This is a genomic window from Pseudomonadota bacterium (assembly GCA_036339585.1).
Lineage (GTDB): Bacteria > Pseudomonadota > Alphaproteobacteria > UBA8366 > UBA8366 > UBA8366.
Map to the genome: position 1 here is coordinate 1 of JAYZAS010000024.1, position 24,922 is coordinate 24,922.

The 24,922-nt window shown below is 45.2% G+C and carries 22 protein-coding genes and 1 tRNA gene; 13 read left to right on the top strand and 10 right to left on the bottom strand.

Translation table 11 applies throughout. The features are described 5' to 3' along the window. Positions 1–365 precede the first annotated feature (365 nt). From VX941_12765 to VX941_12785, 5 genes are all read right to left on the bottom strand, one after another. Entirely contained in the window at positions 366–1,874 is a 1,509-nt protein-coding gene (locus VX941_12765; protein ID MEE2934278.1) for a YdiU family protein, read from the bottom strand. Positions 1,875–2,044: 170 nt separating this feature from the next. Further along, the gene (locus VX941_12770) at positions 2,045–2,677 is read right to left on the bottom strand and encodes a hypothetical protein (GenBank protein MEE2934279.1); all 633 of its coding nucleotides are present in this window, start codon (positions 2,675–2,677) and stop codon (positions 2,045–2,047) included. A gap of 284 nt (positions 2,678–2,961) precedes the next feature. After that, positions 2,962–4,209 carry an O-antigen ligase family protein gene (locus tag VX941_12775; GenBank protein MEE2934280.1) on the bottom strand — a complete coding sequence of 416 codons (1,248 nt, stop codon included), beginning with the start codon at positions 4,207–4,209 and terminating at the stop codon, positions 2,962–2,964. A gap of 111 nt (positions 4,210–4,320) precedes the next feature. Continuing rightward, positions 4,321–4,396, bottom strand: a tRNA-Lys gene (locus tag VX941_12780). 384 nt (positions 4,397–4,780) lie between these two features. Then, entirely contained in the window at positions 4,781–5,530 is a 750-nt protein-coding gene (locus VX941_12785; protein MEE2934281.1) for a Crp/Fnr family transcriptional regulator, read from the bottom strand. 116 nt (positions 5,531–5,646) lie between these two features. Between VX941_12785 and VX941_12790 the strand changes: the two genes are divergently transcribed. Further along, on the top strand, positions 5,647–6,450 hold the full coding sequence (locus VX941_12790) for a DUF502 domain-containing protein (GenBank protein ID MEE2934282.1): 804 nt from the start codon (positions 5,647–5,649) through the stop codon (positions 6,448–6,450). Positions 6,451–6,468: 18 nt separating this feature from the next. On the opposite strand, the gene recG is transcribed toward VX941_12790, so the two are convergent. Then, positions 6,469–8,547 carry an ATP-dependent DNA helicase RecG gene (gene recG / locus VX941_12795; GenBank protein MEE2934283.1) on the bottom strand — a complete coding sequence of 693 codons (2,079 nt, stop codon included), beginning with the start codon at positions 8,545–8,547 and terminating at the stop codon, positions 6,469–6,471. A gap of 124 nt (positions 8,548–8,671) precedes the next feature. On the opposite strand from recG, the gene VX941_12800 reads away from it, so the two are divergent. Both VX941_12800 and mfd read left to right on the top strand, forming a co-directional pair. Then, positions 8,672–8,950, top strand: coding sequence for a succinate dehydrogenase assembly factor 2 (locus VX941_12800; protein MEE2934284.1), 279 nt, complete (start codon positions 8,672–8,674; stop codon positions 8,948–8,950). A 4-nt stretch (positions 8,951–8,954) separates the two neighbouring features. After that, on the top strand, positions 8,955–12,437 hold the full coding sequence (mfd, locus tag VX941_12805) for a transcription-repair coupling factor (GenBank protein MEE2934285.1): 3,483 nt from the start codon (positions 8,955–8,957) through the stop codon (positions 12,435–12,437). On the opposite strand, the gene VX941_12810 is transcribed toward mfd, so the two are convergent. Next, the gene (locus VX941_12810) at positions 12,434–12,775 is read right to left on the bottom strand and encodes a Lin0512 family protein (protein ID MEE2934286.1); all 342 of its coding nucleotides are present in this window, start codon (positions 12,773–12,775) and stop codon (positions 12,434–12,436) included. The genes mfd and VX941_12810 overlap by 4 nt on opposite strands. Before the next feature lie 11 nt (positions 12,776–12,786). Further along, the gene (locus tag VX941_12815; protein MEE2934287.1) at positions 12,787–13,128 is read right to left on the bottom strand and encodes a Lin0512 family protein; all 342 of its coding nucleotides are present in this window, start codon (positions 13,126–13,128) and stop codon (positions 12,787–12,789) included. Positions 13,129–13,344: 216 nt separating this feature from the next. On the opposite strand from VX941_12815, the gene VX941_12820 reads away from it, so the two are divergent. The 7 genes from VX941_12820 (at position 13,345) to VX941_12850 (ending at position 19,798) form a co-directional block, all read left to right on the top strand. Then, complete coding sequence (locus VX941_12820) at positions 13,345–14,982, top strand: AMP-binding protein (GenBank protein ID MEE2934288.1); 1,638 nt, start codon at positions 13,345–13,347, stop codon at positions 14,980–14,982. A 9-nt stretch (positions 14,983–14,991) separates the two neighbouring features. After that, positions 14,992–15,732, top strand: coding sequence for an SDR family oxidoreductase (locus VX941_12825; GenBank protein MEE2934289.1), 741 nt, complete (start codon positions 14,992–14,994; stop codon positions 15,730–15,732). A gap of 42 nt (positions 15,733–15,774) precedes the next feature. After that, positions 15,775–16,104, top strand: coding sequence for an NIPSNAP family protein (locus VX941_12830; GenBank protein MEE2934290.1), 330 nt, complete (start codon positions 15,775–15,777; stop codon positions 16,102–16,104). A 14-nt stretch (positions 16,105–16,118) separates the two neighbouring features. Continuing rightward, complete coding sequence (locus VX941_12835) at positions 16,119–17,315, top strand: acyl-CoA dehydrogenase family protein (protein ID MEE2934291.1); 1,197 nt, start codon at positions 16,119–16,121, stop codon at positions 17,313–17,315. Continuing rightward, positions 17,300–18,325 carry a phosphotransferase family protein gene (locus tag VX941_12840; GenBank protein MEE2934292.1) on the top strand — a complete coding sequence of 342 codons (1,026 nt, stop codon included), beginning with the start codon at positions 17,300–17,302 and terminating at the stop codon, positions 18,323–18,325. Before VX941_12835 ends, VX941_12840 begins: the two co-directional genes overlap by 16 nt. Before the next feature lies 1 nt (position 18,326). Beyond that, complete coding sequence (locus VX941_12845; GenBank protein MEE2934293.1) at positions 18,327–18,698, top strand: DUF6285 domain-containing protein; 372 nt, start codon at positions 18,327–18,329, stop codon at positions 18,696–18,698. Positions 18,699–18,865: 167 nt separating this feature from the next. Next, positions 18,866–19,798, top strand: coding sequence for an isocitrate lyase/PEP mutase family protein (locus tag VX941_12850; protein MEE2934294.1), 933 nt, complete (start codon positions 18,866–18,868; stop codon positions 19,796–19,798). Here VX941_12850 and VX941_12855 read toward each other — a convergent pair. Next, positions 19,795–20,685 carry a TauD/TfdA family dioxygenase gene (locus VX941_12855; GenBank protein MEE2934295.1) on the bottom strand — a complete coding sequence of 297 codons (891 nt, stop codon included), beginning with the start codon at positions 20,683–20,685 and terminating at the stop codon, positions 19,795–19,797. The two genes, VX941_12850 and VX941_12855, sit on opposite strands and share 4 nt — an antisense overlap. Positions 20,686–20,848: 163 nt before the next feature. Between VX941_12855 and hemH the strand changes: the two genes are divergently transcribed. Then, on the top strand, positions 20,849–21,865 hold the full coding sequence (gene hemH, locus VX941_12860) for a ferrochelatase (protein MEE2934296.1): 1,017 nt from the start codon (positions 20,849–20,851) through the stop codon (positions 21,863–21,865). A 431-nt stretch (positions 21,866–22,296) separates the two neighbouring features. Here the strand turns inward: hemH and VX941_12865 are convergent, their stop codons facing one another. After that, positions 22,297–23,283: a 2-hydroxyacid dehydrogenase gene (locus tag VX941_12865; GenBank protein ID MEE2934297.1), complete on the bottom strand. Its 987-nt coding sequence runs from the start codon at positions 23,281–23,283 to the stop codon at positions 22,297–22,299. Positions 23,284–23,424: 141 nt separating this feature from the next. On the opposite strand from VX941_12865, the gene VX941_12870 reads away from it, so the two are divergent. Both VX941_12870 and VX941_12875 read left to right on the top strand, forming a co-directional pair. Continuing rightward, a complete protein-coding gene (locus VX941_12870; GenBank protein ID MEE2934298.1) occupies positions 23,425–24,363 on the top strand; it encodes an LLM class flavin-dependent oxidoreductase in 939 nt (312 codons plus the stop codon). Further along, positions 24,363–24,914: a hypothetical protein gene (locus tag VX941_12875; GenBank protein MEE2934299.1), complete on the top strand. Its 552-nt coding sequence runs from the start codon at positions 24,363–24,365 to the stop codon at positions 24,912–24,914. Before VX941_12870 ends, VX941_12875 begins: the two co-directional genes overlap by 1 nt. The last annotated feature ends 8 nt before the right edge of the window (positions 24,915–24,922 follow it).

Here is a 24,922-nt window from a genome sequence, read left to right on the forward strand (position 1 = left end):
CGTGTATGCCGGTTACCGTCACGTCTCGCTTGATCGTGATATGGCTGGCGGTACTGCCGGAGCAGAGATCGACTTCGAAGATCAGGACATCTGGGTCTTGGGCTTCCGGGCGCGCTTCTAATCGCACCTGTTAAAAGAATAATATAAGACTCACTTAAAAGCCCCGGGGCCTCCCCGGGGCTTCTTCTTTGGTACCGTAATACCCTTTGTAAATTTAGTTGGTTTCTTTCAGCAACATTTTATGGCTATTCAACTTACTGATACAAACTCCAGTCTTGCTAAGCATCAGATAATCTGAGGGATAGGCTAGATACTAACTAGCCGCGCTTAATTTATTCGTTGATCCATGCAAAACGAACGTTTGTTTATGTTCCGCAAAACGTTTTATAAGGTGTTGATGACGCCGGCGCGGGCATCGCAAATTTTTCATGTCCTTCTGTCTCATCAAAAGGAGTAGATAAAAGAGTCAACATGTCTTCAAACAATCCGAAATCACTATTGTTTATAGCTGCCGATAACACTTCTTCAACCTTGTGATTTCGCGGGATGTAAGCAGGATTTATCTGATCCATTTGATTGGCGCATATACCCATTGAAATCGGACCTTTTTCCACTTGTTTAATCCAATGTTTTTCCCAGCGATCAAATGCAGTAGGGTCCCGGAATTGTTTTCTAGCAGATCCCTTACCATTGCGTAATGTGTCTGAAAGATGCCTAAAGGTATTAGTGAAGTCCGCTTTTCCTTCCTGCATTAGTTCCAATAAATTCCGTACTATGTTGGTGTTTTCCTTATGATCAGAATTTAAACCTATCTTTGCGCACATTCGTCTGTCCCATTCGCGCTTGCATTGCGATGAAGCTTCTTCTATTGCGGAGGTCAGTAACTTTATTGCTTGATCTTCATCGGTGGCGGTAAGGGGAATTAGGGTTTCTGCAAAACGTGCGAGGTTCCAAGACAAAATCGAAGGCTGTTTTGCGTAGGCATACCGCCCATGGAGATCAATTGAACTAAAAACTGTCGTTGGGTCATATCTATCCATGAAGGCACAGGGGCCATAGTCAATTGTTTCACCTGATATTGAGGTGTTATCTGTATTCATTACTCCATGGATAAATCCAATGCTCATCCAATGGGCAACAAGCATCGCTTGAGCTTTCGCAACTGCTTTGAAAAAGCCCAAGTAGACGTTTGAGCTTTCTTGAACATCAGGGTAATGGCGTGATATCGCATAATCTGCTAACTTTTTGACCATATCTCTGTTTTGACGAGCAGCAAAAAATTGGAATGTACCGATGCGCAGGTGACTGGATGCAGTACGTGTAAGAACAGCGCCAGGGATGGGCACCTCTCGATAAACTGGCTCGCCAGTTGTTACAGCGGCAAGTGCACGCGTGGTTGGTACTCCCAAGGCATTCATGGCCTCACTAACCAAATATTCTCGTAATACAGGTCCAAGCGCTGCTTTTCCATCTCCACCACGAGAGAAGGGAGTGCGGCCTGACCCTTTCAACTGAACATCGTACCTATGTCCGTGGACATTAACAATTTCACCCAATAATAACGCCCGACCATCTCCAAGTTGGGGTGAAAAATTCCCAAACTGATGTCCCGCGTAGGCTTGAGCCAATGGTGCAGCGCCGATTGGCACTTTATTGCCTGCAAAAATTTCAGTCCCTTGGGCAGATTCGAGCGCGTCTACGCTCAATCCAAGTTCTTTTGCCAGTTTACGATTAACCTTGATCAGGCTAGGCTCTGGTACGCTCTCAGCGTTACAAGGTACGGCAAACTCAGTGAGTTGGCTTGCAAATGTGTTATCGAAACCAAAATCAATGTCTACTTCCTCTGTTTTATTCTGAGGTAAATGATTTGCCATCGTTTCTGCCCGCAATGTTTTTATCAAACACTCGTAAAACGAAAAGGGCGGCCCTTAAGGCCGCCCGAATTCGTTCTATCAAACAACAACATATCAAATAGCTTAGCTACCCACTTCAATACTTCTGAGAAGCATTTACTAGTTGATACATTGCTGAGGTCCGCTCTGACCTATTTTGCAACCCGCGTGTGATACTCTTTACCTTTAAAAGTAAAAGATACTGCTCCGGCTTTTCTTGCTGCTGCAAATGCATCACCGAAGCTTGAAGACGAGACTGCACTCTTAGGAGCAGGCTTAGTTCCTAGGCTGGCCCAATATTTTTTAGCGGCCGATCGCAAAGCTTTATTCATTGATTTTTTACAAGCTTTAATGTCTTTGCCCTGACCAATCTTTTCTTCTAACTCTTGCAACAAGCAATCCCAGCCTGCTTGAGCTTTAGCCATTTCTGCCGGGGCGAACTTCATGCCGCCGCGATCCTTCATGGCCGCAATACGACGGAGTGCTCCCTTCGTTTTTTTCCAGTCTTTTTTACCTATAGTACGCTGCTTCCGAGTATCCGGCTTAGGCGCCGTGCCGCTTGCAGCTTTACTGGCTTTGTTAGCAAAATAAATGGCGTCTGGGTGATCGCCTTCTTTGTTTTCTGCGATAGCCAGTTTAATATACTCTTTATGCAAAGTCCGTTCAAACTGACCGCCCTTTACACTCAGAGCTGCTGCCGCGTCTATTTCGGATTGCGACGTAATTGCGCACGCATTGAGGCCCGCCGCCAGAGCACCTGCCGCTAAAATTTTAAAGATTCGCATGAATACTTCCCCCATTAAACTAAAGGTGTGTACCTGGACGATACACGGATAAAAAAACTGCCATTCACTCCCAGAATGAATATCTCACGCCCGTCATGCAAAATCTAGAAAGAATCTTAGGTTCTAACCCACTTCGCCATTCGGAACACTTTACTATATTTGTTTGGTTTTATCGTAATCCTCGTGGTTTTGCAATGAAATAGATAATTTTTGAATTTTGATTTTGGAGTTTTAAAATTTTGTTAAAAAAACCGTGTTAGTCTTCTTCTAAGTAACTGTTATAGCTATGTATTTTGTTCAGTTGCAAATAGCATGGCCATACAAACAGCGAACAAAATTAGCCACCAGGAGGACCAAAAAGAAAAATTGTACAGGTTAGCGCTCCAAAACGCTGCAAAATAGCCGGTCAAAGCGACAGAGCCCGGATTACCCGCTCGTAGTCGTTTATAAATTGACCAAAGCATTGTTCCGACGCCTGCTGATACCGAAATGAGACCAAAAATACCGCTTTCTAGCCAAACCTCGAGAAGAAAATTGTGCGGATGAGATGGTATATATTCCTGATTAAATTGCGGGATGATCACATTGGCGTGTGGTAGAAAATTTGATGTATTGAGCCCGATGCCAAACCAGAAATTTTCAGCGATATGATGTAGAGTGAATGCCCAGATCACCTGCCTATGATGATCAATCATAGACTTCGGAAAATAAAAATCTGTGTAAAATTTCTGTGGGAAACTCGGCAGATTTGAGAAAACAAAGCATATCAAAATTACAGCCATTAAGCCGCACGAACACATGATAATTGTGGCTGATTTACCGCTTAATTTTTTTAAAACGAAAGCAAATAGCATTCCGGCCAAGCCGCAAAATAATGTTACTATTGCTGCTTGTTTATTAGCACCAACTCCGATGATGTAAACAAATGCAGGATACGCCAAAGAAAAAGCGCGCCATGTTCCTCCGCGTATCCATGCCAGCCAACAAATAATAGGAACAAGGCAACTCATGACAACGATATGTGACTTTAACGCCAGTCGCGCTGTGGTTAGTGGAATGTCGACTCCTTGCAGGGTAAGAAACCCTATGAGGCCGGGCCACGCATACAAAGATATCAATGCAATGGTACTTGCAAACAACGTCGTTATTAGAAGGAAATAGAATGCCAGTTGTAATTCAAATTTTTTGCTGGAAAAATATCCCCATATGATAACAGCTATAGCAATATAAAAAATCGTTCTAAACCATACGCTTATGGATCGGAGCGGTGCGTCAGATACAAAAACTCCAACCAGTGCGAACGCAAAGAATAGCGCTATTGCGACTGCTGTCGGATTAATGAGCGTGCGGGTGCTCTCTGATAGAATTGCAGTTATATCTTGCCTCAAAAAAACCGACGCAAGTAGGAAAGTGCACGTTACGATTACAAAGAAAGCTATTGCATAGCTTGGCCCAGCGACAGTCATTGGCGCCATCGCCCCGCAAAAAAATGGAACTGCAACATTCCACCAACGCTCAAAGATCATTTTCATATGATATGCCGGTTTTTGTGGGCGGATCGTATCGCTGTTCTAACACAAAAAGTCGCTATTAGGATTCAAACAAAAAGCACTTAACGCAACGTACGTTAAGCACTTGTTTTTTGGTGAGTCGGCAGGGATTCGAACCCTGGACCTATTGATTAAAAGTCAATTGCTCTACCAGCTGAGCTACCGACTCATACGAAGCTCATCAGTCAGAATTTAGGGAAGCAAGTCGACGGGGTCAATCGAAGAAAATGAAAACTTTTCAATTTCGGAGATTAAATTACACTTATAGTTCTTACTGAAGGCTAAATTATGGCTGAAACTCCCATTCAAAGGTGGGAAAATACCGGCATTTTCATGCCTATGGTGTTGTATATGGCCCAAAATAGTATGAGGCGGCGTGGCGAATACCATTGCTTTCACTGCAGGCAAATCAGGCACATATCGAAATTTTTCGTCTTCACAGATTAAGAATTCACCGCAACTATGAGATCATTATGATGACATGGCTTTAAATGTTTTTTGCGTTGATCTTAATTTCAATCGTACAAACCGTCGGTAAGGACATCTCTGACCATCAAATACCACGGAAGTCCTCCACCATCTCTTGTAGATGCACGATATTATGAATTAGCAACGTATCTCCGTTGCGCTGAATGAGTTTGCGCTTAGAAAGGTCGCTAAAGACACGTGCCACTGTTTCACGAGTTGTGGAAACACGGCTTGCGATATCGTTGTGCACTGGGACAGGTTTTATTATTGCACTGTTTTCATTTGAGGCGCAGGAATGGGCTAAGCGCAGGAGTTCTGCAAGAACCCTATTGTTGGCGCCGAGAGTGCTTAAATCCATGATCCGATCGGTTGATATACGGATGATTTGTGCCATTTCTGTCAACAGCTTTAAAGATACCTCCGGATAGTTCAACAACAACTCTTTGAATGGGGTTCTTGCTAAAGACGCCAAGAGTGTATCCTCAACTGCTATTACGTTTGCAGAGCGAGGCTGATTATCGAGAGCCGCCAGTTGTCCAAAATATTGCCCGCGCCCCATATCGTCAAAAGTTATTTCTCGGCCAGACATCGAGTAGTTCACTACTCGAACCCGTCCAGATACTATAAAATATATTTCTGAACTTTCCGATTGCCTATCAAGGATGACTTCATTGTGTTTTACGTTTCTCCATGTGCAGCGTTGCTCAAGTTTAATTCTGTCCCTTTTTTGCATTGGTTTAAGTAGATCTATGACAGTGAGTGATTGCTTTTCCATGGCGAGAGTGCTTTCCATTGTGAAGGGATCAGGTGGCCCAAGCGTTACGGTGATCTCCATACGAAAATTATCAGCGTGATCGCACGTTCAAACTAAAATGATTGGCTATTCCTTACAGTAGCATATATCACTTCGTTGCTCATGATCGGGCATAGGTAAATAAAATTGCGGTAGCTATGAGCAAAAACAAACGTAATTCAAAAGCAATATCAACTGAGAAATCAAACGGCAAACGCAGAGCGCGATTATTCAGGCGCGTTCGGGGTTATTTTTTCGCAGGTATTTTGGTTACGATGCCGCTTGCTATTACTTTTGCTGTAGCGCGTTGGTTTATACTCTTTGTTGACAGCCAGATTGTGCCAATAATTCCTTCTGCATGGAACCCTGATACTTATTTGAAAGAGGTTGTTGGATTTGAAATCGGCTTGCCGGGGTTAGGTGTAGTCATACTACTCATAACCATTACTTTAATAGGCACGTTAGCAGCCGGTTTTGTTGGACGCTATATTGTTAATTTGGGCGAGAATATTCTTGCGCGCATGCCGGTGATCCGAAGCGTTTACAGTTCGATTAAGCAAATACTTGAAACCGTTCTGCAACAAAAATCTCAGGCTTTTCGTCAGGCGGTGCTTGTTGAGTATCCTCGTCGGGGAATATGGGCGGTCGGGTTTATAACGGGCGAGACAGAAGGTGAGGTGCAAAATCTCACGAATGAGGAAGTGATAAACATATTTCTACCCACCACTCCAAATCCTACTTCAGGCTTTTTATTGTTTGTTCCTCGCGAAGATTTGGTAATTTTAAATATGAGTGTAGAGGAAGCGGTAAAAATGGTGATTTCTGGCGGGATTGTGACCCCTCCAGACAGGAGGCCAATAGATGACCAGAAAGCTCCTGTCGTCTCATCGCGTACATATGAAGTCCTTGATTTAGACCGGGAAAAAAATGGTGGGACGCGGCTTTTAAAAGATGAAAAGTAACACCCGAACGTAATCCGGTCAGCCAGACCGCAGCAGGGTCACTGCTTCATCCCTTTCAAAAAGATATAGAAGATTTCTAAGGGCTTTTCCACGATCACTTTCTAATTCGGGATCTTTTTGCAAGATAAGCTTCGCATCATCCTGTGCAACAGCAAGCAAGTCGGAATGTATCTGCATATCTGCAAGCCGGAAGGCGGGAATACCACTTTGGCGAGTACCTAAAATCTCACCCCCCCCCCGAAGTTCTAAATCTTTTTCTGATATTAGAAAGCCATCGTCGGTGTCTCTCATTATCGATAGCCTCGCGCGTGCAGTGACACCCAAAGGAGGTGCGTAGACTAGCAAACAAGTGGATTTTTGCATCCCTCTACCGACGCGTCCCCTGAGTTGATGAAGTTGAGCGAGCCCAAATCTTTCAGCATGTTCAATCACCATAATAGTAGCTTCTGGAACATCAACGCCCACTTCAATGACTGTCGTTGCCACTAATATCGATGCTGACCCAGAAACAAACCGAGACATTGCCGCATCCTTTTCAAAAGCTTTCATTCTACCGTGAATAAGCTCTACCTTCTCATTAAATTGATTTTTGAGGGAAGAATAGCGCGCTTCGGCATTTGCAAGATCAATTGTTTCTGATTCTTCAATCAGAGGGCAAATCCAATATACTTTCGCATTTTTTTGAATGGCCCGCCCGACACTCGAAATTACATCGGGTAATCGGTTGTTCGGTATAATACGTGTGTCAACGGCCTCTCGGCCTGGGGGTTTTCCTATTAAACGGGAGCAGTCGAGATCACCATATGCAGTAAGTAATAGTGACCTTGGAATAGGAGTTGCAGTCATCACGAGTGTATCGATGCCGTACCCCTTGCTTGCAAGGCTGAGCCGTTGATGCACGCCAAACCTATGTTGTTCGTCTATTACGGCCAGCAGGAGATTTTTGTAAGTCACATCTTTTTGAAAGAGAGCATGAGTGCCTACAACTAGCGAAAGTGAACCATCTTCAAGTCCTCTTAATATTTCATTTCGTGTTGGGCCACGATCGCGACCAGTTAGGACATTTATTGTGATTTTAGTAACCGAGAGAAGGTTTTTGAAAGTATCAAAATGTTGGCGAGCAAGAATTTCCGTTGGCGCCATCAATGCTACTTGTCCGCCGTCTTCTATAGCAGTTAAAGCTGCAAGCAGTGCGACTACAGTTTTCCCACTTCCAACATCTCCTTGCAATAAACGAAGCATTCGGCCTGGTTGCAACATATCGTTGTTAATTTCGGCCAATGCATTTTTTTGTGCATCTGTTAATTCGAAAGGCAGTGACGCAAGAACGTGTCTTCGTAGTTCGTTATTACCGCGCATCGACCGGCCAGGAAGTTTACGAGATGCTCGCCGTATCAAAGCTAAGGCCAATTGATTTGCGAGTAATTCATCATAAGCGAGACGGCTACGATATACGTTTTCCGGGTCAAGATCTCGATGACTCTGCGGCGAGTGAATTTTTTGCACGGCATCATTCCAAGATGGCCATCCACGCTGTTTCTGCAAAGCAGGATCCAACCATTCATTTAGATTGGGTAATTTCTCGATAGCCCCCCGTATCGCCTTTCCAAGGGTTTTAACTGTCAAGCCCGCAGTAAGTGGATAGACTGGCTCAACGGAAGGTAGCGTCTCAGCTTCCTCAACTTTTAAAATATAATCCGGATGTGTTATCTGTTTGCCATCGTTGAATTGCTCTACAAAGCCGCTCACTAATCGTCGCTCCCCTACAGGCAAAACGCGCAACAAATAGTCTTCCTTGGGGTGAAAAAAAACTAATGTAATCGTACCGGTTTTATCACTACAGCGAACTTTATATGGGCTACGTTTAAATCCTCTTTCATGCTTTAGGATTGTAATAGTGAGTGTGCATACGGAACCTATAGGTGCATCCGATATAGTAGGCTTCAGTCGGCGATCAATTATTTCACGCGGCATGTGCCAAATTAGATCAACCAAATTTGGTCCGGCTAAAGCCTCAATTGATTTTGCCAAGCGTGGACCAACACCTTTTAAGGTGGTGGCGGGAGTGAAAAGAGAGAATAGTATTTCTGGGCGCAAGATTTTTAAACTTTATGTTTGGCTGCAAATAATACGAAATGTATATGTCATTAGGTATTGTACAAAATAGGTGGTTCACAACCAACAATTTACCAACGGAGCAAAGCGCCCTATATGTGGATACATGAAAAACATAAATGACATTGATGTGAGGCGCAGGCGTTTGCGTTTCCGGTGCTGGCATCGCGGAACAAAGGAAGCTGATATGCTGCTCGGACGTTTCGCGGATGCACATATTGAAAAAATGGAACCGGCAGAGCTAGATCAGCTTGAAGTCATTCTTGGGCACAATGACCTAGATCTTTACAATTGGATTTCTGGTAATACCCCATGGCCTGCGAATGTGGTCTGTGATTTGACTGAACGTTTAAGCAGATTTTGTGCTGAGGGCGGGCATCGCTAAAGCTGTGGCTGCGAAAAAAGAAAGACGGATAGGCGGTGTACCGGAAGGCTATGATGCCTTTTTATTATCGCAGTCTGCCTATAAAGCAGCAGCGCCTATCGTGCACGTATGCCGCGATGATGCCCGTCTCGATTTATTGCTGAAAGCTCTCGCTTTTTTCTCGCCGAATCTTAAGGTAGCAGATTTCCCCGCTTGGGATTGTTTGCCATACGATCGGGTGTCTCCAATCACCGACATCACAGCGCGACGCCTCACTACTCTGAAAAGTCTCATAAATGAAGCAAATACCCCAAAGATTGTACTTACGACAGTAAGCGCCATCACACAGCGAATACCGCCAAGGTCATTTATACAAAATAGCACTATGAGCATTGCGGTTGGGGAGACTGTTGATCGTGACGCATTAGTTCAATTTCTTGTTCGGAATGGTTATCTGCATGCTGAAACGGTCCGTGAAACAGGCGAGTATGCAATTCGGGGTGGCATAATTGACATTTTTTGCCCAGGTGAACCCGACCCACTTCGGCTTGATTTCTTTGGGGAGCAAGTTGAATCAATCCGGTGCTTTGATGCTGTTACCCAGCGATCAAAAATGAAACGCGAAAATCTAAACTTGCAGCCAATTAGTGAAGCATCGCTCGATAAGGACAGTATTGCGCTTTTTCGAGCCCGTTATAGGAATGCTTTCGGTGTTCCTTGCGAAAACGACGTTGTGTATGAGGCGGTGAGCGCAGGCCGGCGTCCACCTGGGTACGAACATTGGCTTCCATTTTTTCATGAGAAATTAGAAACTCTTTTCGATTACTTACCTAATTCCGCACTATCGTTTGACCATCAATGGGAACATGCTTTTCAGGAGCGCCAGCAAACAATTAACGACCATTACAATGCCCGTATCGATTTTCTGCCATCTAACCTGAGAGAGGCTACGAATCAACATGACCCTGTCTATCGTCCTGTTGAACAAGAGGAAATGTTTCTTAGGCTAGCAGAGTGGGAAGACGCGATAGGGCATAACGAGTGTTATTTTTATTCCCCGTATGAGGAGGGCGGAGAAACCGCAAAGGCACGGGCGTCGACCGATTTCATTGAAGCAAGGCAGCGTGAAGACATTAACCTTTTTAAAGAGGTTGATAATGTCATCAGGGATGTGGGACGCAAAAAGCCAGTCATAATTGCAGCAGCGAGTGTTGGTTCTCGCGATCGATTAGGTAAGCTTATTACAAGTGGTGGCTCAACGGCACTCGTAAATGTAGACAGCTGGCCTGATGTTAAGGGAATGCTTAAGCCTAATGAGGCATATATCACAGTTTGGGAAACAACCCACGGATTTAACGCGTCTGAACTTCTTGTTTTAAGTGAGGAAGATATCCTTGGCGATCGATTAGCCCGTTCTGCTAAGCGTCGTCGGCATGCCAAAGAATATATTTCTGAAGTAGGTTCGATGGAGTTGGGTGATCTCGTTGTTCACATTGATAACGGTGTCGGGCGGTATGATGGACTAGAAAGTCTTACCGTCGATGGTGCCCCTCATGATTGTGTGCGGTTAATTTATGCTGGCGAGGATCGACTTTTCATTCCAGTTGAAAATATCGATACGCTGTCGCGTTACGGTGCAGAAAAATCAAATGCCTTTCTCGACAGGCTCGGGGCAGTTTCGTGGCAGGCGCGGAGAGCAGCTGTCAAAGAGCGGATCAACGACATGGCAGATAAATTGATGAAGCTAGCGGCTGAACGTACGCTTATCCTAGCGCCGGCAATGTCGCCGCCGCCCGGCGCCTATGAAGAGTTCTCTGCTCGTTTTGCATGGGATGAGACTGAAGATCAACGAAATGCGATTGAGGATGTGATTTCTGATCTAGGGCAAACGCATGCCATGGATCGATTGATATGTGGTGATGTTGGTTTCGGAAAAACAGAAGTTGCTATGCGTGCCGCTTTCGTAGCTGCATCAAATGGTTATCAAGTGGCAGTTGTCGTGCCTACCACGCTACTGGCGTTTCAACATCATGAAACCTTTAAACAACGCTTTGCTGGTCTCCCGATAAATGTATCACAGCTTTCACGCTTGGTTGGCGCTAAAGAAGCGAAAACCACTAAGGAACAATTAAAAAATGGTGAGATTGATATTGTTGTCGGCACGCATACACTTCTGGCGAAGGATGTTGAATTTAATAACATTGGATTACTTGTAGTTGATGAGGAACAACATTTTGGTGTTTCCCAAAAAGAGCGTCTCAAAGATTTGCGGAGGGGCCTCCATGTTTTAACGCTCACAGCAACGCCTATTCCCCGAACTCTTCAATTAGCCCTTGCTGGGGCACGAGACATGAGCATGATAGCCAGCCCGCCTGTGGATCGCCTATCTATCCGCTCATTTGTGTTGCCATTTGATCCCGTAGTTATTCGGGAAGCTATCAATAGAGAGCGACATCGTGGGGGGCAGATATTCTATGTATGCCCAAGAATTGCAGACATAGAGCGCCTAGAAAAGCGTCTTTCCGAACTCGCGCCAGATGCGAGGGTTGCTATCGCACATGGTCAAATGGCTCCTCGGGTTTTGGAAGCGGTTATCAATGATTTTAATCAACGCAAGGCCGATATTCTATTATCAACCAATATAATAGAGGCTGGCATCGATATTCCTAATGCCAACACAATGTTAGTGCATCGCGCTGATCGATTTGGTCTTTCCCAACTTTATCAATTGAGGGGGCGGATTGGTCGTGGCAAAGCGCGGGCTTACGCATACTTCACGCTGCCCTCAGGACAAATTTTGTCCGGCTCTGCCCAAAAACGCCTTTCTGTGATGCAAACATTGGACACCCTCGGCGCTGGATTTACATTGGCAAGCCATGACCTAGATATCCGTGGAGCAGGAAATCTCCTTGGCGGTGAACAATCTGGGCATATTAAAGAGGTAGGAGTTGAACTTTATCAACATATGCTGGAAGAAGCCGTTGCTGAATTGCAGGAAGAAAAGACGGGTGTGTCTGTACGTAAGGAAGATTGGTCCCCACAAATTTCGTTGGGTGTGGCTGTATTGATCCCTGATGAATACGTTGCAGATCTAGGCCTGCGATTAGGTTTATACAGAAGACTCTCGAAGATTGGATCCTCGACTGAGATTGAAGCATTTGCATCAGAGTTGATAGACCGCTTCGGTCCGATACCCAAACCAGTTGAAAATTTGTTGAAGGTCATGGAAATCAAAAACCTTTGTCGCAATGCTGGAGTAGAAAAGGTTGATGCCGGCACCGGGGGTGCTTCAGTTGTATTGCGAGAATCCCGATTTGCCAATCCGTTAGCACTGGTCGAATATATTCAGCGGCATCCTACAAATGTAAAGCTACGGCCCGATCAAAGTCTTGTGTTCCGCTCTGACTGGCCCATGCCTGACCAAAGATTAGATGGTGTAACAAAAATAGCGCGCGAATTGGCCGATCTCGCTACTAGGGAAGCTGCTGAAAAAACAAATCAGTGTTAGGGAAGATCCAAACGGACATCAATTGCAGCACTTGCAATTACTGCAGGGTCATCTCGCTCATCATCGGGAACATCCAAGCCGCCGAGAACTGCTGAGACTGTCACACTACCAACTGGTAGTATTTTCTTAACAGCGTTTGTGTCAACTTGATCTGGCTTCTGAACGCCAATTGTAACGTCTACTTTCACATCATTTTTGTTGATGTTAAGCGTTCGTATCATTGTTAGAGAGCTATGATGAAGGGCATCCTCAACTGCGCGTATGGCGGCCTTGGTATAATCGCAGCCATGTAAGTCATTGCCAGAACCCATTTCTAATATTACTCGTTTCAAGGGCATGTATCCGTCCTCTAAGCTAGGTCTAAGTGCACAACTGCGGCTGCATGTGCGATAAGCGTGTTATCGTCACTGTCATCCTTGGGAATCTTTAACCCTCCTTCAACCACATTTATCGATCCAGTACCGTGAGGGAGAACAGCTAATACTTCGTCTTTGTCAACGCTGTCAGGGTCTGGCACTCCGATAGTAACTTCGGTGATCATTGAGTCAGTATCCATATTAAGCGCTTTCGCAATGCTAAGTGAGTTATGCCAAAGAGCATCGCGTAATGCGCGCACTGCTGCTTTTGTTGGGTCACTGCCTCTAATATCAGTGCCCATTCCAATCTCTAGCACAACACGTTTCATTGTCATGGAAGGTTTCTCCTAATTAATAGTGACACAATACAGATCTTATTTCTAACCCGTGCCCGCTGCGATGGATAGTTAGATGCTAAAGCGTAATAACTCTGCTAACCTACTTTTGGATTTACCGGAAACCTATTTTTGGTCCTGAAAATGCAGTTATGATAACTTTGGTGATGAATAATTAAAGTTAGATTCTTAGTCTGGCTACTTTGAGAAAGATACATGGTGAGTGTCATTTCTAAATATGATGAAAACCTTGGCAAATGTCCGGCGAATTACCAATCACTCACGCCGATCAGTTTTCTGGAGAGGTGTTCTCTAGCCTGTCCTAATAAAATCGCTGTTATCGATGGCGCTACAAGTTTTGATTATAAGCAATTTTTTGTGCGTTGTAAGCGGCTTGGTTCTGCGTTGCGAAAATACGGCGTCGGAAAAGGTGATACAGTCTCGGTAATGGCGCCTAATGTGCCAGCACTTCTTGAGGCCCATTACGGTGTCCCAATGATTGGCGCCGTAATCAATGCGATGAATACTCGATTAGATGCAGATGCCATTGCCTTTATTCTCGCTCATGCCGAGACAAAAGTCCTACTAACTGATCGCGCCTTTTCAACAGTTATGGAGGTTGCTCTCCAAAAAGTTGATCATCAAATAATGGTTGTTGATATAGATCATCCTCAAATTATAGACGGAAAGTCACTCGGTAACATTGATTATGAAGGTCTCCTCGACGAGGGAGATCCGCACTTCAAATGGCATAGGCCTGATGATGAATGGGATGCAATCGCTCTTAATTATACATCCGGAACGACAGGAGACCCGAAGGGTGTGGTATACCACCACCGAGGTGCCTACTTAAATGCGATGGGTTCGTCTTCTGCATTTGGTTTTACTTCGGACACCACATACCTCTGGACCCTTCCTATGTTCCATTGCAATGGTTGGTGCAATACATGGGGAATTAGCGTTGTGGGTGGCACGCATGTGTGCCTACGTACAGTTGATCCTTCAGAAATTTTTAATCTTATAAGAAAGCATCGTGTTACCCATCTAGCGGGTGCGCCAGTCGTCCTCAATATGCTGATACATGCACCAAAAGAAGTAAAAGATGAATTTATTCACGGACCGATAGAGATAGCCACTGGCGGCGCCGCCCCTCCAAGCTCTGTTCTTTCGGGTATGCAAGAGATGGGTTTCAATGTGCGTCATCTATATGGATTGACCGAGAGTTATGGACCTTCGACTGTATGCGATTGGCAGCCTGAATGGGATGCCTTAGAATTTGACGCGCAGGTTGCTAAGGTTGCGCGTCAAGGGGTCCGGACGATAAGCATGGAGGATCAAAGGGTGGTGGATCTTGATACGCAAAAAGATGTTCCCTTTGATGCTGAAACTGTTGGCGAGATAGTCCTGAGAAGTAATACCATCATGAAAGGATATTTAAAGAATGCACATGCCACAAAAACGGCACTGAAGGGGGGCTGGTTCCATACGGGTGATCTCGCAGTTGTCCACCCAGATGGCTATGTAGAGATTAAGGATAGGGCAAAGGACATAATTATTTCCGGTGGAGAAAATATTTCCAGTCTCGAAGTTGAAGAAGTTCTTTATCGCCATCCCTTAATAATGGAGGCCGCAGTTGTCGCAGTATCCCATGATAAATGGGGTGAAACACCCTGCGCTTTTGTAACCTTGGTAGGGGATGCAGGTTGTATTACCGAGGAGGAGATCATTTTGTATTGCCGAGAAAACATGGCTAATTTTAAAGTACCCTCTCGGATTGTGTTTGGCGAGCTTCCTAAGACATCGACCGGTAAAATTCAAAAGTTTGCGCTTCGCGAACTAGCAAAAAAGGGGTGATTTGTGGGAATGCTTGACGGAAAGACTGCGCTTGTCACCGGGGGTTCTGGAAGGCTGGGTGCTTATTTTGCGCGTTTGTTGGCTGGTGAGGGTGCGAAAGTAGCAGTTGGTGCAAGGCGACTAGACAGGCTTGAGAATTTGGCAACTGAAGTTCAGGGTTTAGTGCCGATTAAAATGGATGTGACTGACGTTAATAGTGTTGAGAAGGGTATCCTCGAAGCTGATAGTAAACTAGGCGGTATATCAATCTTGATCAATAATTCGGGAGTGGCAAACTCAAGCGCTGCACTTGGGGTTGATGAGGAAGAATGGGATACCGTTTTGGATACAAATTTAAAAGGTGCGTGGTTGGTAGCAAAATCGGTAGCCGAGCGAATGATACATAGCGGTAATGGTGGCTCCATCGTGAACATAGCTTCTGTGCTTGCTTTTAAAGTGCAAAAAGGCACGATGCCTTACGGTGTTTCGAAAGCGGCATTGGTTCAGCTGACGCGTTCGCTCGCTGCCGAATGGGCGCGGTATGGTATCCGTGTAAATGCCATAGCGCCCGGATACATTGAGACTGACATCAATAGAAATTATTTACAATCAAATGCAGGTCGAGCCATGTTGAAATCTATTCCCCAAAGGCGTTTTGGTGAGCCAGAAGATCTTGGTGGCATAGTTGTGCTTTTAGCTGGTGATGCATCTGCCTACATTACGGGGGCTTTGGTTCCGGTAGACGGTGGGCACACTCTTATGCTCGCCTGAATAAACATCTCTCTCAATCATTGAAAAATCGGAGATAAAAAAATGATCATTGAGAAGCGGACCTATAGTCTACGTTCTGGCGGTGTGGCGCAATATATGGAAATTTATAAAAAATACGGTCTACAGGTTCAAACCAGGACACTAGGCGGTCTTGTTGGGTGGTTTTACCCTGAGGTTGGAGAGCTAAACCAAATAGTGCACATGTGGGCTTACAAAAGTCTTTCTGAAAGAACACGCAGACGTGCAAAATTACACAGAACAAAAGAATGGCAAACCTATCTTGCTAAGCAACGAGAGGCGGAACTCATTGTTAAACAAGAAAGCCAAATTCTTACGCCCGCGCCATGGTCTCCTGTTCCTAAAATAAAATGATAAGGTAATGAAAAATGGATTTTAACCTTACGGAACGGTCAGAGGCATCACGAGCGCGGATACGTAAAATCGTAGATGACCATATTATTCCGCTTGAGAGTGAACGAACTAATTTCGACGAGCACGAAAATATAGCATCAGCACCCCTTGAAAAACTGAAAGAGCTAACGAAAAAAAACGGTTTATGGTCCTTGTCCCTTCCCGAAAAATGGGGAGGGCGGGGGTTTTCCATGACTGAGATAGCCTCGTGTTACGAAGAAATGAATCGTTCGATCTTTGGTCCTGTTTGTTTCAATGCTTCTGCGCCTGATGATGGGAATATGCGAGTATTGTCTCAAGTGGCTCGCCTCGATCAGCAGGAAAAGTGGCTGCCCGCCATTGCAGAGGGGAAAGTGCGCTCTTCTTTCATAATGACAGAGCCTCATCCTGGTTCTGGGTCAGACCCGTCGATGATGAGAACTCGAGCTGAGAGAAAGGGAGACAAATGGATAGTCAATGGTCACAAATGGTACATCACTGGTGCCGGAGTTGCTGAACATTTTATCCTTATCGCTCGGACATCACAGGATGCGCGTAAAGGGTTGTCTGCCTTCTTGTTTCACCGCGACACACCAGGATGGAGGATTGAAAGGCGCATTCCGATCATGGGGCCAGAAGAACATGGGGGACATTGCGAGATTTTTTTCGAAGATATGGAAATTCCGGACGAGGATCGACTAATGGATGTTGGGGACGGACTTAAATTAACCCAAATAAGACTGGGTCCGGCTCGATTGACCCATTGCATGCGATGGCTGGGTCTTGCAAGGCGTGCATTAGAAATTGCCACTGAGTACGTGGGCAAGCGTGAGGGGTTTGGTATCAAGCTTGCTGATAGAGAAAGTGTTCAATGGCTGCTTGGCGAAGCGGCAATGGAAATTCAGATTGGTCGGATGCTTGTTATGCATGCGGCATGGAAGTTAGATCAGGGAGACTTCGCTCGCAAGGAAATATCAATGGCGAAAATACAAGTTGCTGATACCCTTCATAAAGCTGTGGATACGGCCATACAGCTCAATGGAGCACGAGGTTATTCGAAGGACACGGTACTTGAATGGATTTACCGCTATGCTCGCCAAGCAAGATTAGTTGATGGAGCTTCTGAAGTTCACAAAATGGTGCTTGCGAAAAATCTTTACGCCGATGGGGCGGACTTTTGGCATTGGGGTTAGAAAAACTATCAGGGTTTCTCTCTGAAAAGGCTGAAGCAGGTAGTTGCCGCATAACTCAATTTGAGAAGATGAGTGGCGGGGCTATACAGGAAAATTATGCCCTTGATGTGACATTCGACGGTGGTCTTTTAAATGGGGCGCATGAATTGGTTTTGCGAACTGATGCGCCTTCGGTTGTTGAAGTAAGCCATTCCCGTGCCCATGAATTCCAGGTCCTCAAGAAGGCCTATGAAGCGGGTGTTATGGTGCCGGAACCTTTATGGGTCTGTTCAGATTCCTCTGTCTTTGGGCGTCCTTTCTACATAATGCGCAGGGTTAAAGGCGTTGCTGAGGGGCACATACTGGTCAAGGATGAAGCGGTCAAGACAAATGCGGAGGGGCTTCTTGAGCACTTGGGAGGTCAGCTCGCTAAAATCCACTCAATCACGCCAGGCAGCCATTCTTTTGATTTCCTTAAAATTCCTGATCCGACGCCAGCAGCAGCTGGAGTTGAATTTTTTAGAGAGTGTCTAGATAGATTGCCTGAAGCCTACCCAACAATTGAATGGGGTTTGCGTTGGCTCGAATTAAATGCGCCCGAAAATATGATTTTGGTTCTAAATCATCGTGATTATCGTGTAGGTAATCTGATGCTCGATAATGGAGTTCTTACGGGAATTCTGGATTGGGAGTTTGCTGATTGGAGTGATTTTCACGAAGATATTGGATGGTTTTGTGCGCGCTGTTGGCGCTTTGGAAACTTCGGTCTGGAGGCTGGGGGTATAGGGTCGCGCGAAGCATTTTACCGGGGCTATACTGAGGTAAGTGGGAGGAGTATTGATCCGGCCCAGGCTTTTTATTGGGAGACGTTTGCTCACATGCGTTGGGCGGTAATTGCTATTCAACAAGGTGAACGGCATGTGTCTGGAGGAGAGGAATCCCTTCATTTAGCGCTTACCGGTCGGGTCTGCGCCGAGTTAGAATGGGAGTTGCTTCGGATGACTGATCCTAAAAATAAACAAAGAGGTTGATGTGGAACGTAATAGTCCAACCGCTAAGGATTTGCTGGAGACAGCAATATCTCTCTTGCGTAATCAGGTCCTCCCGAATACGCCAACTTCACAAAAATTGAATCTGCTTATGATTTCCAGCGCCATGGCCATTGCAGCTCGTGAATTAAACGGATCGATTGAGCTTGAGGTAACGACTATATCAAATTTAAAGAGGCTTTATCCCAACGAGATGCGCGCGGATTTCGCTGAATTAAAGAGTATTCTTTCTTCTGATATTCGATCTGGTAAATTTGATGACAGTGATGCGGTCTACTCAGTGCTTGTAGAAAATACCCGAAGGCGTCTTGAAATAAGTAATCCTCGGCATCTGAAATATTCCGAAAGCAAATAAAAAGGATACTGCTGTTTTATTGCGTATTTTTTCTTGCGTAATTAATCCGGCTACCCCTACATCTGTCACCAACAAACACCGATATCAAATAATTATTCCTTTTGTCTAAATTATTTATCAGCGATATTTTTTACAAAGGCGATGTGGGAGGACCTATGGAAAAAAAAATGTCAAAGCAATTACGCGACCTTGTCGAGCAGCCAGGTATTCTGGTCAAGCCGGGTGCTTATAATGCACTGAGTGCCAAAATTATTGAGGCGGCAGGGTTTCAGTGTTGTGGCATCTCTGGGTATGCAGTTTCCGTAAGTCTACTAGGAAAACCGGATGTCGGACTTGTAACATTGAATGAGCTTGCAATGGTCACTAATTATGTGACCAGTTCAGTCAACATCCCAGTTCTCGTAGATGTGGATACAGGATTTGGTAACGCCATAAATGTTATGCGGACAACTGAAGATTTTATTAAGGCCGGTGCGGCAGCTATTCATATGGAAGATCAGGTAGCGCCAAAAAGGTGCGGTCATGTTGCTGGAAAAGAGGTGATATCCATAGAAGAGGCGGTTGGTAAGTACCGTGCTGCAGCTAAAGTTCGGGACGAAATGGATTCGGATTTTCTATTGGTAGCTCGCACCGATGCGCGCGGTGTAGCGGGAGGGACATTGGATGACGTAATCACTCGGGCCAAGGCCTATGCCGAGGCTGGAGCGGATATGATTTTTCCCGAGGGTCTGGTGTCTGAAGAGGAAATTGAACGTGTGTGCCAAGAGGTTTCAGTGCCTATTCACTATAATCGCACCGGTGTTTCCCCGATGATCTCGAAGGAGAAACTCAGATCATATGGCGTCAAAATGGTCAGCAATGCTACCGGAGCGCTTCGAACAACTGCTCGTGCTATCTGGGATTATATGCACGATTTTTCGGAAGGCGACGTGGATTATGTGCAACAATTTCTGTCCGAAGGCAAAGACCACCCTACAGGAGACCTTCACTCATTTGTGGGCTTTCCTGACATAAAGGCATTAGAGAAGGAGTATCTCCCCTCCGAGGATGTGCTGAAAAAATACGAGGGTTCTTTGGGTTTTCAGCCTAAGCCTGATTAAAACGGTACGTCCCCCTTAATTAGTAACTTGTGCACGCGACGCCTATACCCGTGATAATCGTTCAACGCAAAATGAAGGCAACAGCGATTATCCCACATAGTAATGGTGCCGACCTCCCATTTTATTCTGCACGTATGATGAAGCTGGCCATTGTGAGTTTTCAAGTAATCCAGAAGTGCCGCACTTTCATCTTTTGTCCAGCCTGCAATTCGCTCCGTATGAGAACCCACATATAAAACTTTTCGCCCCGTTTCCGGATGTGTTCGAATGATAGGATGCTCCGAAATAGTAACAGCATCACCTGGGTCGATTTGGGGTATTGTCCCCACACCAGCTTTTTGACGTTCCATCCGAGTTAGGCCGGTAGGGTGATTTTTGCTATCGCCATTATTTACGCCCTTTAAGCCGGCTAGTGTTTCTTTCATGCCATCAGATAAAGTCTCATAGCCAAGATAGGTGCTTGAGAATGAGGTATCGCCTCCATGAGGCGGCATTTCATGCGCATATAGCATTGTCATTTTGGCTGGCTCCGGCCTGTATTGCTGGTCCGTGTGCCAGCGCCCACCATTATTGAGGGTTTCATCCTCTGTTTTCAGAATCTCCGTAATTTCCGGATGACCCTCGATCGACTTGTTGAACACATGCGGCTGTAACTCACCAAAGCGGCGGCCAAATTCTTTTTGTTGCTCTGGGGTCAGTTTTTGACCTCTAATTGCTAGGACTTGGTATTGTAGCCAGGCCGCGTAAAGATCATCAAATGTTTCTTCATCAAGGTTATTAACATCTACACCAACGACTTCAGCGCCCAGCGCTCCCGCAATGGGAGTTAATTCGAACCGGTCGTAAGCCCGGTTTTCAAAGGATATTTTTCCTGCTGCTTCTGTCATCTTTGTCCTCCGCCTATAGATAAAATTTGATAGCTAGTAACCCTACAACTCAAATCTCCATTATATTCTAGCATCAAAAGCAAATTTTTTTAATATAGGAGAAGCAAGGACAATATTCCTGCTTTCTATGGCAACTACGAAGGGACTGCGCTATTTAAATCTTATGGATGAAAAGCACCCCATAATACCGAGTTCTAAGGTTGGAATTTTGATCATTAACTTGGGGACCCCTGACAGCACGGGCTATTGGGATGTTAGACGTTATTTAAGCGAATTTCTGAGTGATCGACGCGTTATTGAGATGAGCCCATTACTCTGGCAACCCATTCTTCAGGGAATAATATTGTCCATACGCCCGAGCCGAAGTGCAAAAGCTTATGAGAGAGTTTGGAACAACGCGGCCGATGAGTCACCACTTCGCACTATCACCCGCGATCAGGCAAGACGCCTTGCGTCCCTGATGGACGATCATTTAGTCGTGGATTGGGCCATGCGTTACGGATCACCATCCATAGCTAAAAAGCTTTCAGAGTTTAGAGATATGGGATGTGACCGTATATTGCTCGCGGCATTGTATCCCCAATATAGCGCCACCACGTCGGCAACAGCTTATGATAAAGCTTTTGATGCGCTTAAAAAAATGCGTTGGCAACCCGCTATCCGTACTTTGCCTCCTTACCACGATGATCCAGCCTACATTAGTGCATTGAAGACATCGGTGGAAAAACACTTATCGGATTTAGAATGGGAACCCGACGTAATTTTAACGTCTTTTCATGGTCTTCCGGTGAAATATTTTCGGGCGGGAGACCCATATCATTGTCATGCTGCAAAAACATCAAGATTGCTCGGTGAGAGTCTTGGCCTGAGCACCGATAAAATTAAGCTGACTTTTCAGTCTCGGTTTGGTCCCGCTGCATGGTTGGAACCTTACACGGATGAGGTGCTTGCTCAGCTAGCAGAATCTGGGAAAAAAAATATCGTGGTTATAACACCAGGATTTTCAGCGGATTGCCTCGAGACATTGGATGAAATTGAAAATGAAAGCCGCGCTCATTTTATTCGTGCTGGCGGAAAGAATTTTTCGGTTATTCCTTGTTTGAATGCGAGTGACGAAAGTATCGCTATGTTAGCAAAAATTTTAAGCCGCGAATTAGAAGGTTGGTGTATTTCGAACTGACCAGCTCTATTTCGATTGTATATTCGTTGTGGAGTGTGTGTACTGAATGAAAGAAGGTCCCCAAGAAAAATCAGTAGATTATATGCCGTCTTGTTTACAATTGCCTTTTCAATTTACTTTTGCATCGCAGCCAGTAGACCGTGAAAGCCAACAGTAAACCCGGTAGATTCAACAGTAGTCCAAACACCCAGTACGCCCGACGCCCTTTATCCAAGCATACCCTCTCAATACTCACTAAAAATGTGAGAACGATTACAATTAAAACCAATGTAGTAGATAAATCATTTGTGCCTTCTGCATAGATAGCAAATGCACTGTATGTCCACACCATTCCGAGTACAAACAACACCATCCGCAGAGTAAAACCTTTCTTGTAGCGTTTCATTAGCTTATTTCGCGCATCCATTCCGAACATATTTTGATCCCAACCCCTAGTTTTGAAAGTCAGTATTAATTATGGCCAGAGGTTTCTCTCCGCGAGAAACCCTCTGAATATTTTCAAAGGCAAAAGCAATTCTTCTGTAGGAGGTGTCTATAGTTGTTCCTGCCATATGGGGCGTCACCACTACGTTATCGCGATTGAATAATTTATTGTTGTTTGGAGTTGGCTCTTCTTCAAAGACATCCAATCCGGCACCGGCGATCTGACCAACATCGAGCGCGTTGATGAGATCTGCCTCTACCGTTACCGGCCCCCGCGCCGTGCTGATAAATATCGCTGAATTTTTCATCTGCGAAAAAGCTTCCTTGTTCATCATGCCGCGTGTTGCATTGTTGAGAGGGGTATGAACGGTAATCACATCTGAAGTTTCAAGGAGTTTATTAAAGTTCATCTGGCTTGCCTTATATTCGTCCTTCACAGACTGCGAAATCTCAAGAGGATCAAAGAACGCCACGGTGGCCAGAAATCCATTAGCAATGCGTGCTACCTGTTGACCGATATGACCGAAACCTACAATTCCTACTTGTTTGCCACGCAGTTCGCGCATTTCCAGTCCGTATCGGTGGCCGATCCATTCTCCGTTGTGGAGACCGTTATGATGGACCGGTAACTTTTTAAAGACTGAAAGCATGAGCATTATGGCGTGTTCGGCAACCGTCGGCGCGTTAGCGCCCCCATTATTGCAAATGGGAATTCCCGCCTTCGTAAAAGCAGGAATATCAAAACGGTCAAAGCCTGCGCTCAATACCTGAAAAATTTTCGCCTTTGTCGCAACGTCAAAGTCGTCGAAGCCTCTGCCATAACAGATAAGATGGTCCGCATCGGCGACTAATGCCCTGCGTTCTTCATCGCTGTGTTCTTCTGGTGAAAACGTCAGTGTGTATCCGTTTGGCACGGTGTTTAATGCGTGATCGACAATCTCTTGGGGGATGTGTCCAACACGATAGAGAAAGACGATTTTTTCTTCATTGCTCATATGAAACTCCACGGATAGGAAAAACTTACTGCAACTTTAAACGTTATTCGCTTTCCGAACCAGCTTGTTAAATTACTCTGCCTTTTTAAAATTAGCCAAACGCGCTAAAGGTTATGAGTGTTAATCAACAAGGATGTTACGATGGGCCTTAAAATTGGTTATCTCTTGCCGACGCGTGAAAATATAATGGAAGGGCGTCCTGCTGCTGCGCCAATACTCTCGCTTGCTGAAAAAGCAGAAAGTTTGGGGTACGATTCGATTTGGATAGGTGATTCCATACTTGCACGCCCAAGACATGATCCAATAACATTAATGGCTGCAGTTGCCGCTCGGACGTCTAAAGTAAAGATTGGTACGGCTGTTTTAATACCGATGCTTCGGAACCCAGTTGTACTGGCACATCAAATCGCAACCGTTGATCAAATATCGGAAGGAAGGATTGTCCTTGGAATGGGCATAGCCTCCGATGTGCCAAATATACGCGCAGAGTTTGAAGCATGCGGAGTTCCGTGGGAAAAAAGAGTTGGCCGTTTCTTAGAAGGTGTTAGGCTTTGCAAGGCTTTGTGGACTGGCGAAGAAGTTGATTGGAACGGAATTTGGAAGATACAGAAGGGTATTATTGGTCCCACGCCGTATCAAAAAGGTGGTCCTCATATTTGGGGTGGAGGCGCAGTCCCGGGAGCTTTAAAGCGTGCCGCGCGTTATTTTGATGGTTGGTTTCCCACCGGACCTGACGCTGAAGGTTATGGTAAGCTGTTGAAAGAGGTGCGGCAGTTAACTGCAGCTGAGGGGCGTAATCCTGACGAGGTAACCGCCTCTATATATCTTACAATTGCCATTGATAATAACCCTCAAGTAGCAAACGAACGGATCGATGAATATTTATATAGCTATTACCATGCGCGGCCGGACATTCTCAAAAAGAGACAAGCATGTTTTGGAGGCACTATAGAGGGAGCTGTTGATTGGCTGCAGGAGTATGTTGAACAAGGCGCACAACATATTGTTCTCAGATTTGCTGGAGATCATGAAAATAACATTAGCAGATTAGCCAGGGTTAAAGAGAAGCTCAACGTGTGATGGTCGTTCAGCAAAAAGGTGTCAGCATGGAGGAGGCTCTGCGCGAGTCGCAGCTTGATGGTGCCCGTTTGCGTGAAACAATAAAAATTCTGCGAGATGAATTGGAAAGCCTTCAGCATGATAATGAACGCAATATTCAAAATATCTATGCCAAGAATGCCGATGAGATACGACAGCTTAAAGATACCATAGTGTGTCTACGCGAGAGCCTTGAAAATATTCAATTTGAAAAGGCTTCCGAAGCTCAATCGGCCGCACAGGGTTTTTCCGATGAAATCAGACAGTTGCGAAAAACAGTTTCAACCCTGCGTGATGAATTAGAGAGCCTCAGCTACGAAAAAGACACAGCAGTTCAAAATACAATTCAAAGTTCTGCGGACGAGATCCGACAATTGAAAAAAACAGTGTCAACGCTTCGCGACACGCTTGAAAGTCAAAAATTTGAATACGAAGCAAAAATACAAAAAATATCGGTCGAAATGTCCGATGAGAAAAGTCAACTGAAGAAAACTATTTCATCACTACGAGAAAAACTCGAAAAGAAATCCTGAGGAGGCAC

Bases quoted from the DNA above. Each gene is read 5' to 3' on its own strand.
- VX941_12765 (MEE2934278.1), bottom strand. From the start codon at position 1,874: ATGGCAAATCATTTACCTCAGAATAAAACAGAGGAAGTAGACATTGAT.
- VX941_12770 (MEE2934279.1), bottom strand. From the start codon at position 2,677: ATGCGAATCTTTAAAATTTTAGCGGCAGGTGCTCTGGCGGCGGGCCTC.
- VX941_12775 (MEE2934280.1), bottom strand. From the start codon at position 4,209: ATGAAAATGATCTTTGAGCGTTGGTGGAATGTTGCAGTTCCATTTTTT.
- VX941_12785 (MEE2934281.1), bottom strand. From the start codon at position 5,530: ATGGAGATCACCGTAACGCTTGGGCCACCTGATCCCTTCACAATGGAA.
- VX941_12790 (MEE2934282.1), top strand. From the start codon at position 5,647: ATGAGCAAAAACAAACGTAATTCAAAAGCAATATCAACTGAGAAATCA.
- VX941_12800 (MEE2934284.1), top strand. From the start codon at position 8,672: ATGAAAAACATAAATGACATTGATGTGAGGCGCAGGCGTTTGCGTTTC.
- VX941_12810 (MEE2934286.1), bottom strand. From the start codon at position 12,775: ATGCCCTTGAAACGAGTAATATTAGAAATGGGTTCTGGCAATGACTTA.
- VX941_12815 (MEE2934287.1), bottom strand. From the start codon at position 13,128: ATGACAATGAAACGTGTTGTGCTAGAGATTGGAATGGGCACTGATATT.
- VX941_12820 (MEE2934288.1), top strand. From the start codon at position 13,345: ATGGTGAGTGTCATTTCTAAATATGATGAAAACCTTGGCAAATGTCCG.
- VX941_12825 (MEE2934289.1), top strand. From the start codon at position 14,992: ATGCTTGACGGAAAGACTGCGCTTGTCACCGGGGGTTCTGGAAGGCTG.
- VX941_12830 (MEE2934290.1), top strand. From the start codon at position 15,775: ATGATCATTGAGAAGCGGACCTATAGTCTACGTTCTGGCGGTGTGGCG.
- VX941_12835 (MEE2934291.1), top strand. From the start codon at position 16,119: ATGGATTTTAACCTTACGGAACGGTCAGAGGCATCACGAGCGCGGATA.
- VX941_12850 (MEE2934294.1), top strand. From the start codon at position 18,866: ATGTCAAAGCAATTACGCGACCTTGTCGAGCAGCCAGGTATTCTGGTC.
- VX941_12855 (MEE2934295.1), bottom strand. From the start codon at position 20,685: ATGACAGAAGCAGCAGGAAAAATATCCTTTGAAAACCGGGCTTACGAC.
- hemH (MEE2934296.1), top strand. From the start codon at position 20,849: ATGGATGAAAAGCACCCCATAATACCGAGTTCTAAGGTTGGAATTTTG.
- VX941_12865 (MEE2934297.1), bottom strand. From the start codon at position 23,283: ATGAGCAATGAAGAAAAAATCGTCTTTCTCTATCGTGTTGGACACATC.
- VX941_12870 (MEE2934298.1), top strand. From the start codon at position 23,425: ATGGGCCTTAAAATTGGTTATCTCTTGCCGACGCGTGAAAATATAATG.
- VX941_12875 (MEE2934299.1), top strand. From the start codon at position 24,363: ATGGTCGTTCAGCAAAAAGGTGTCAGCATGGAGGAGGCTCTGCGCGAG.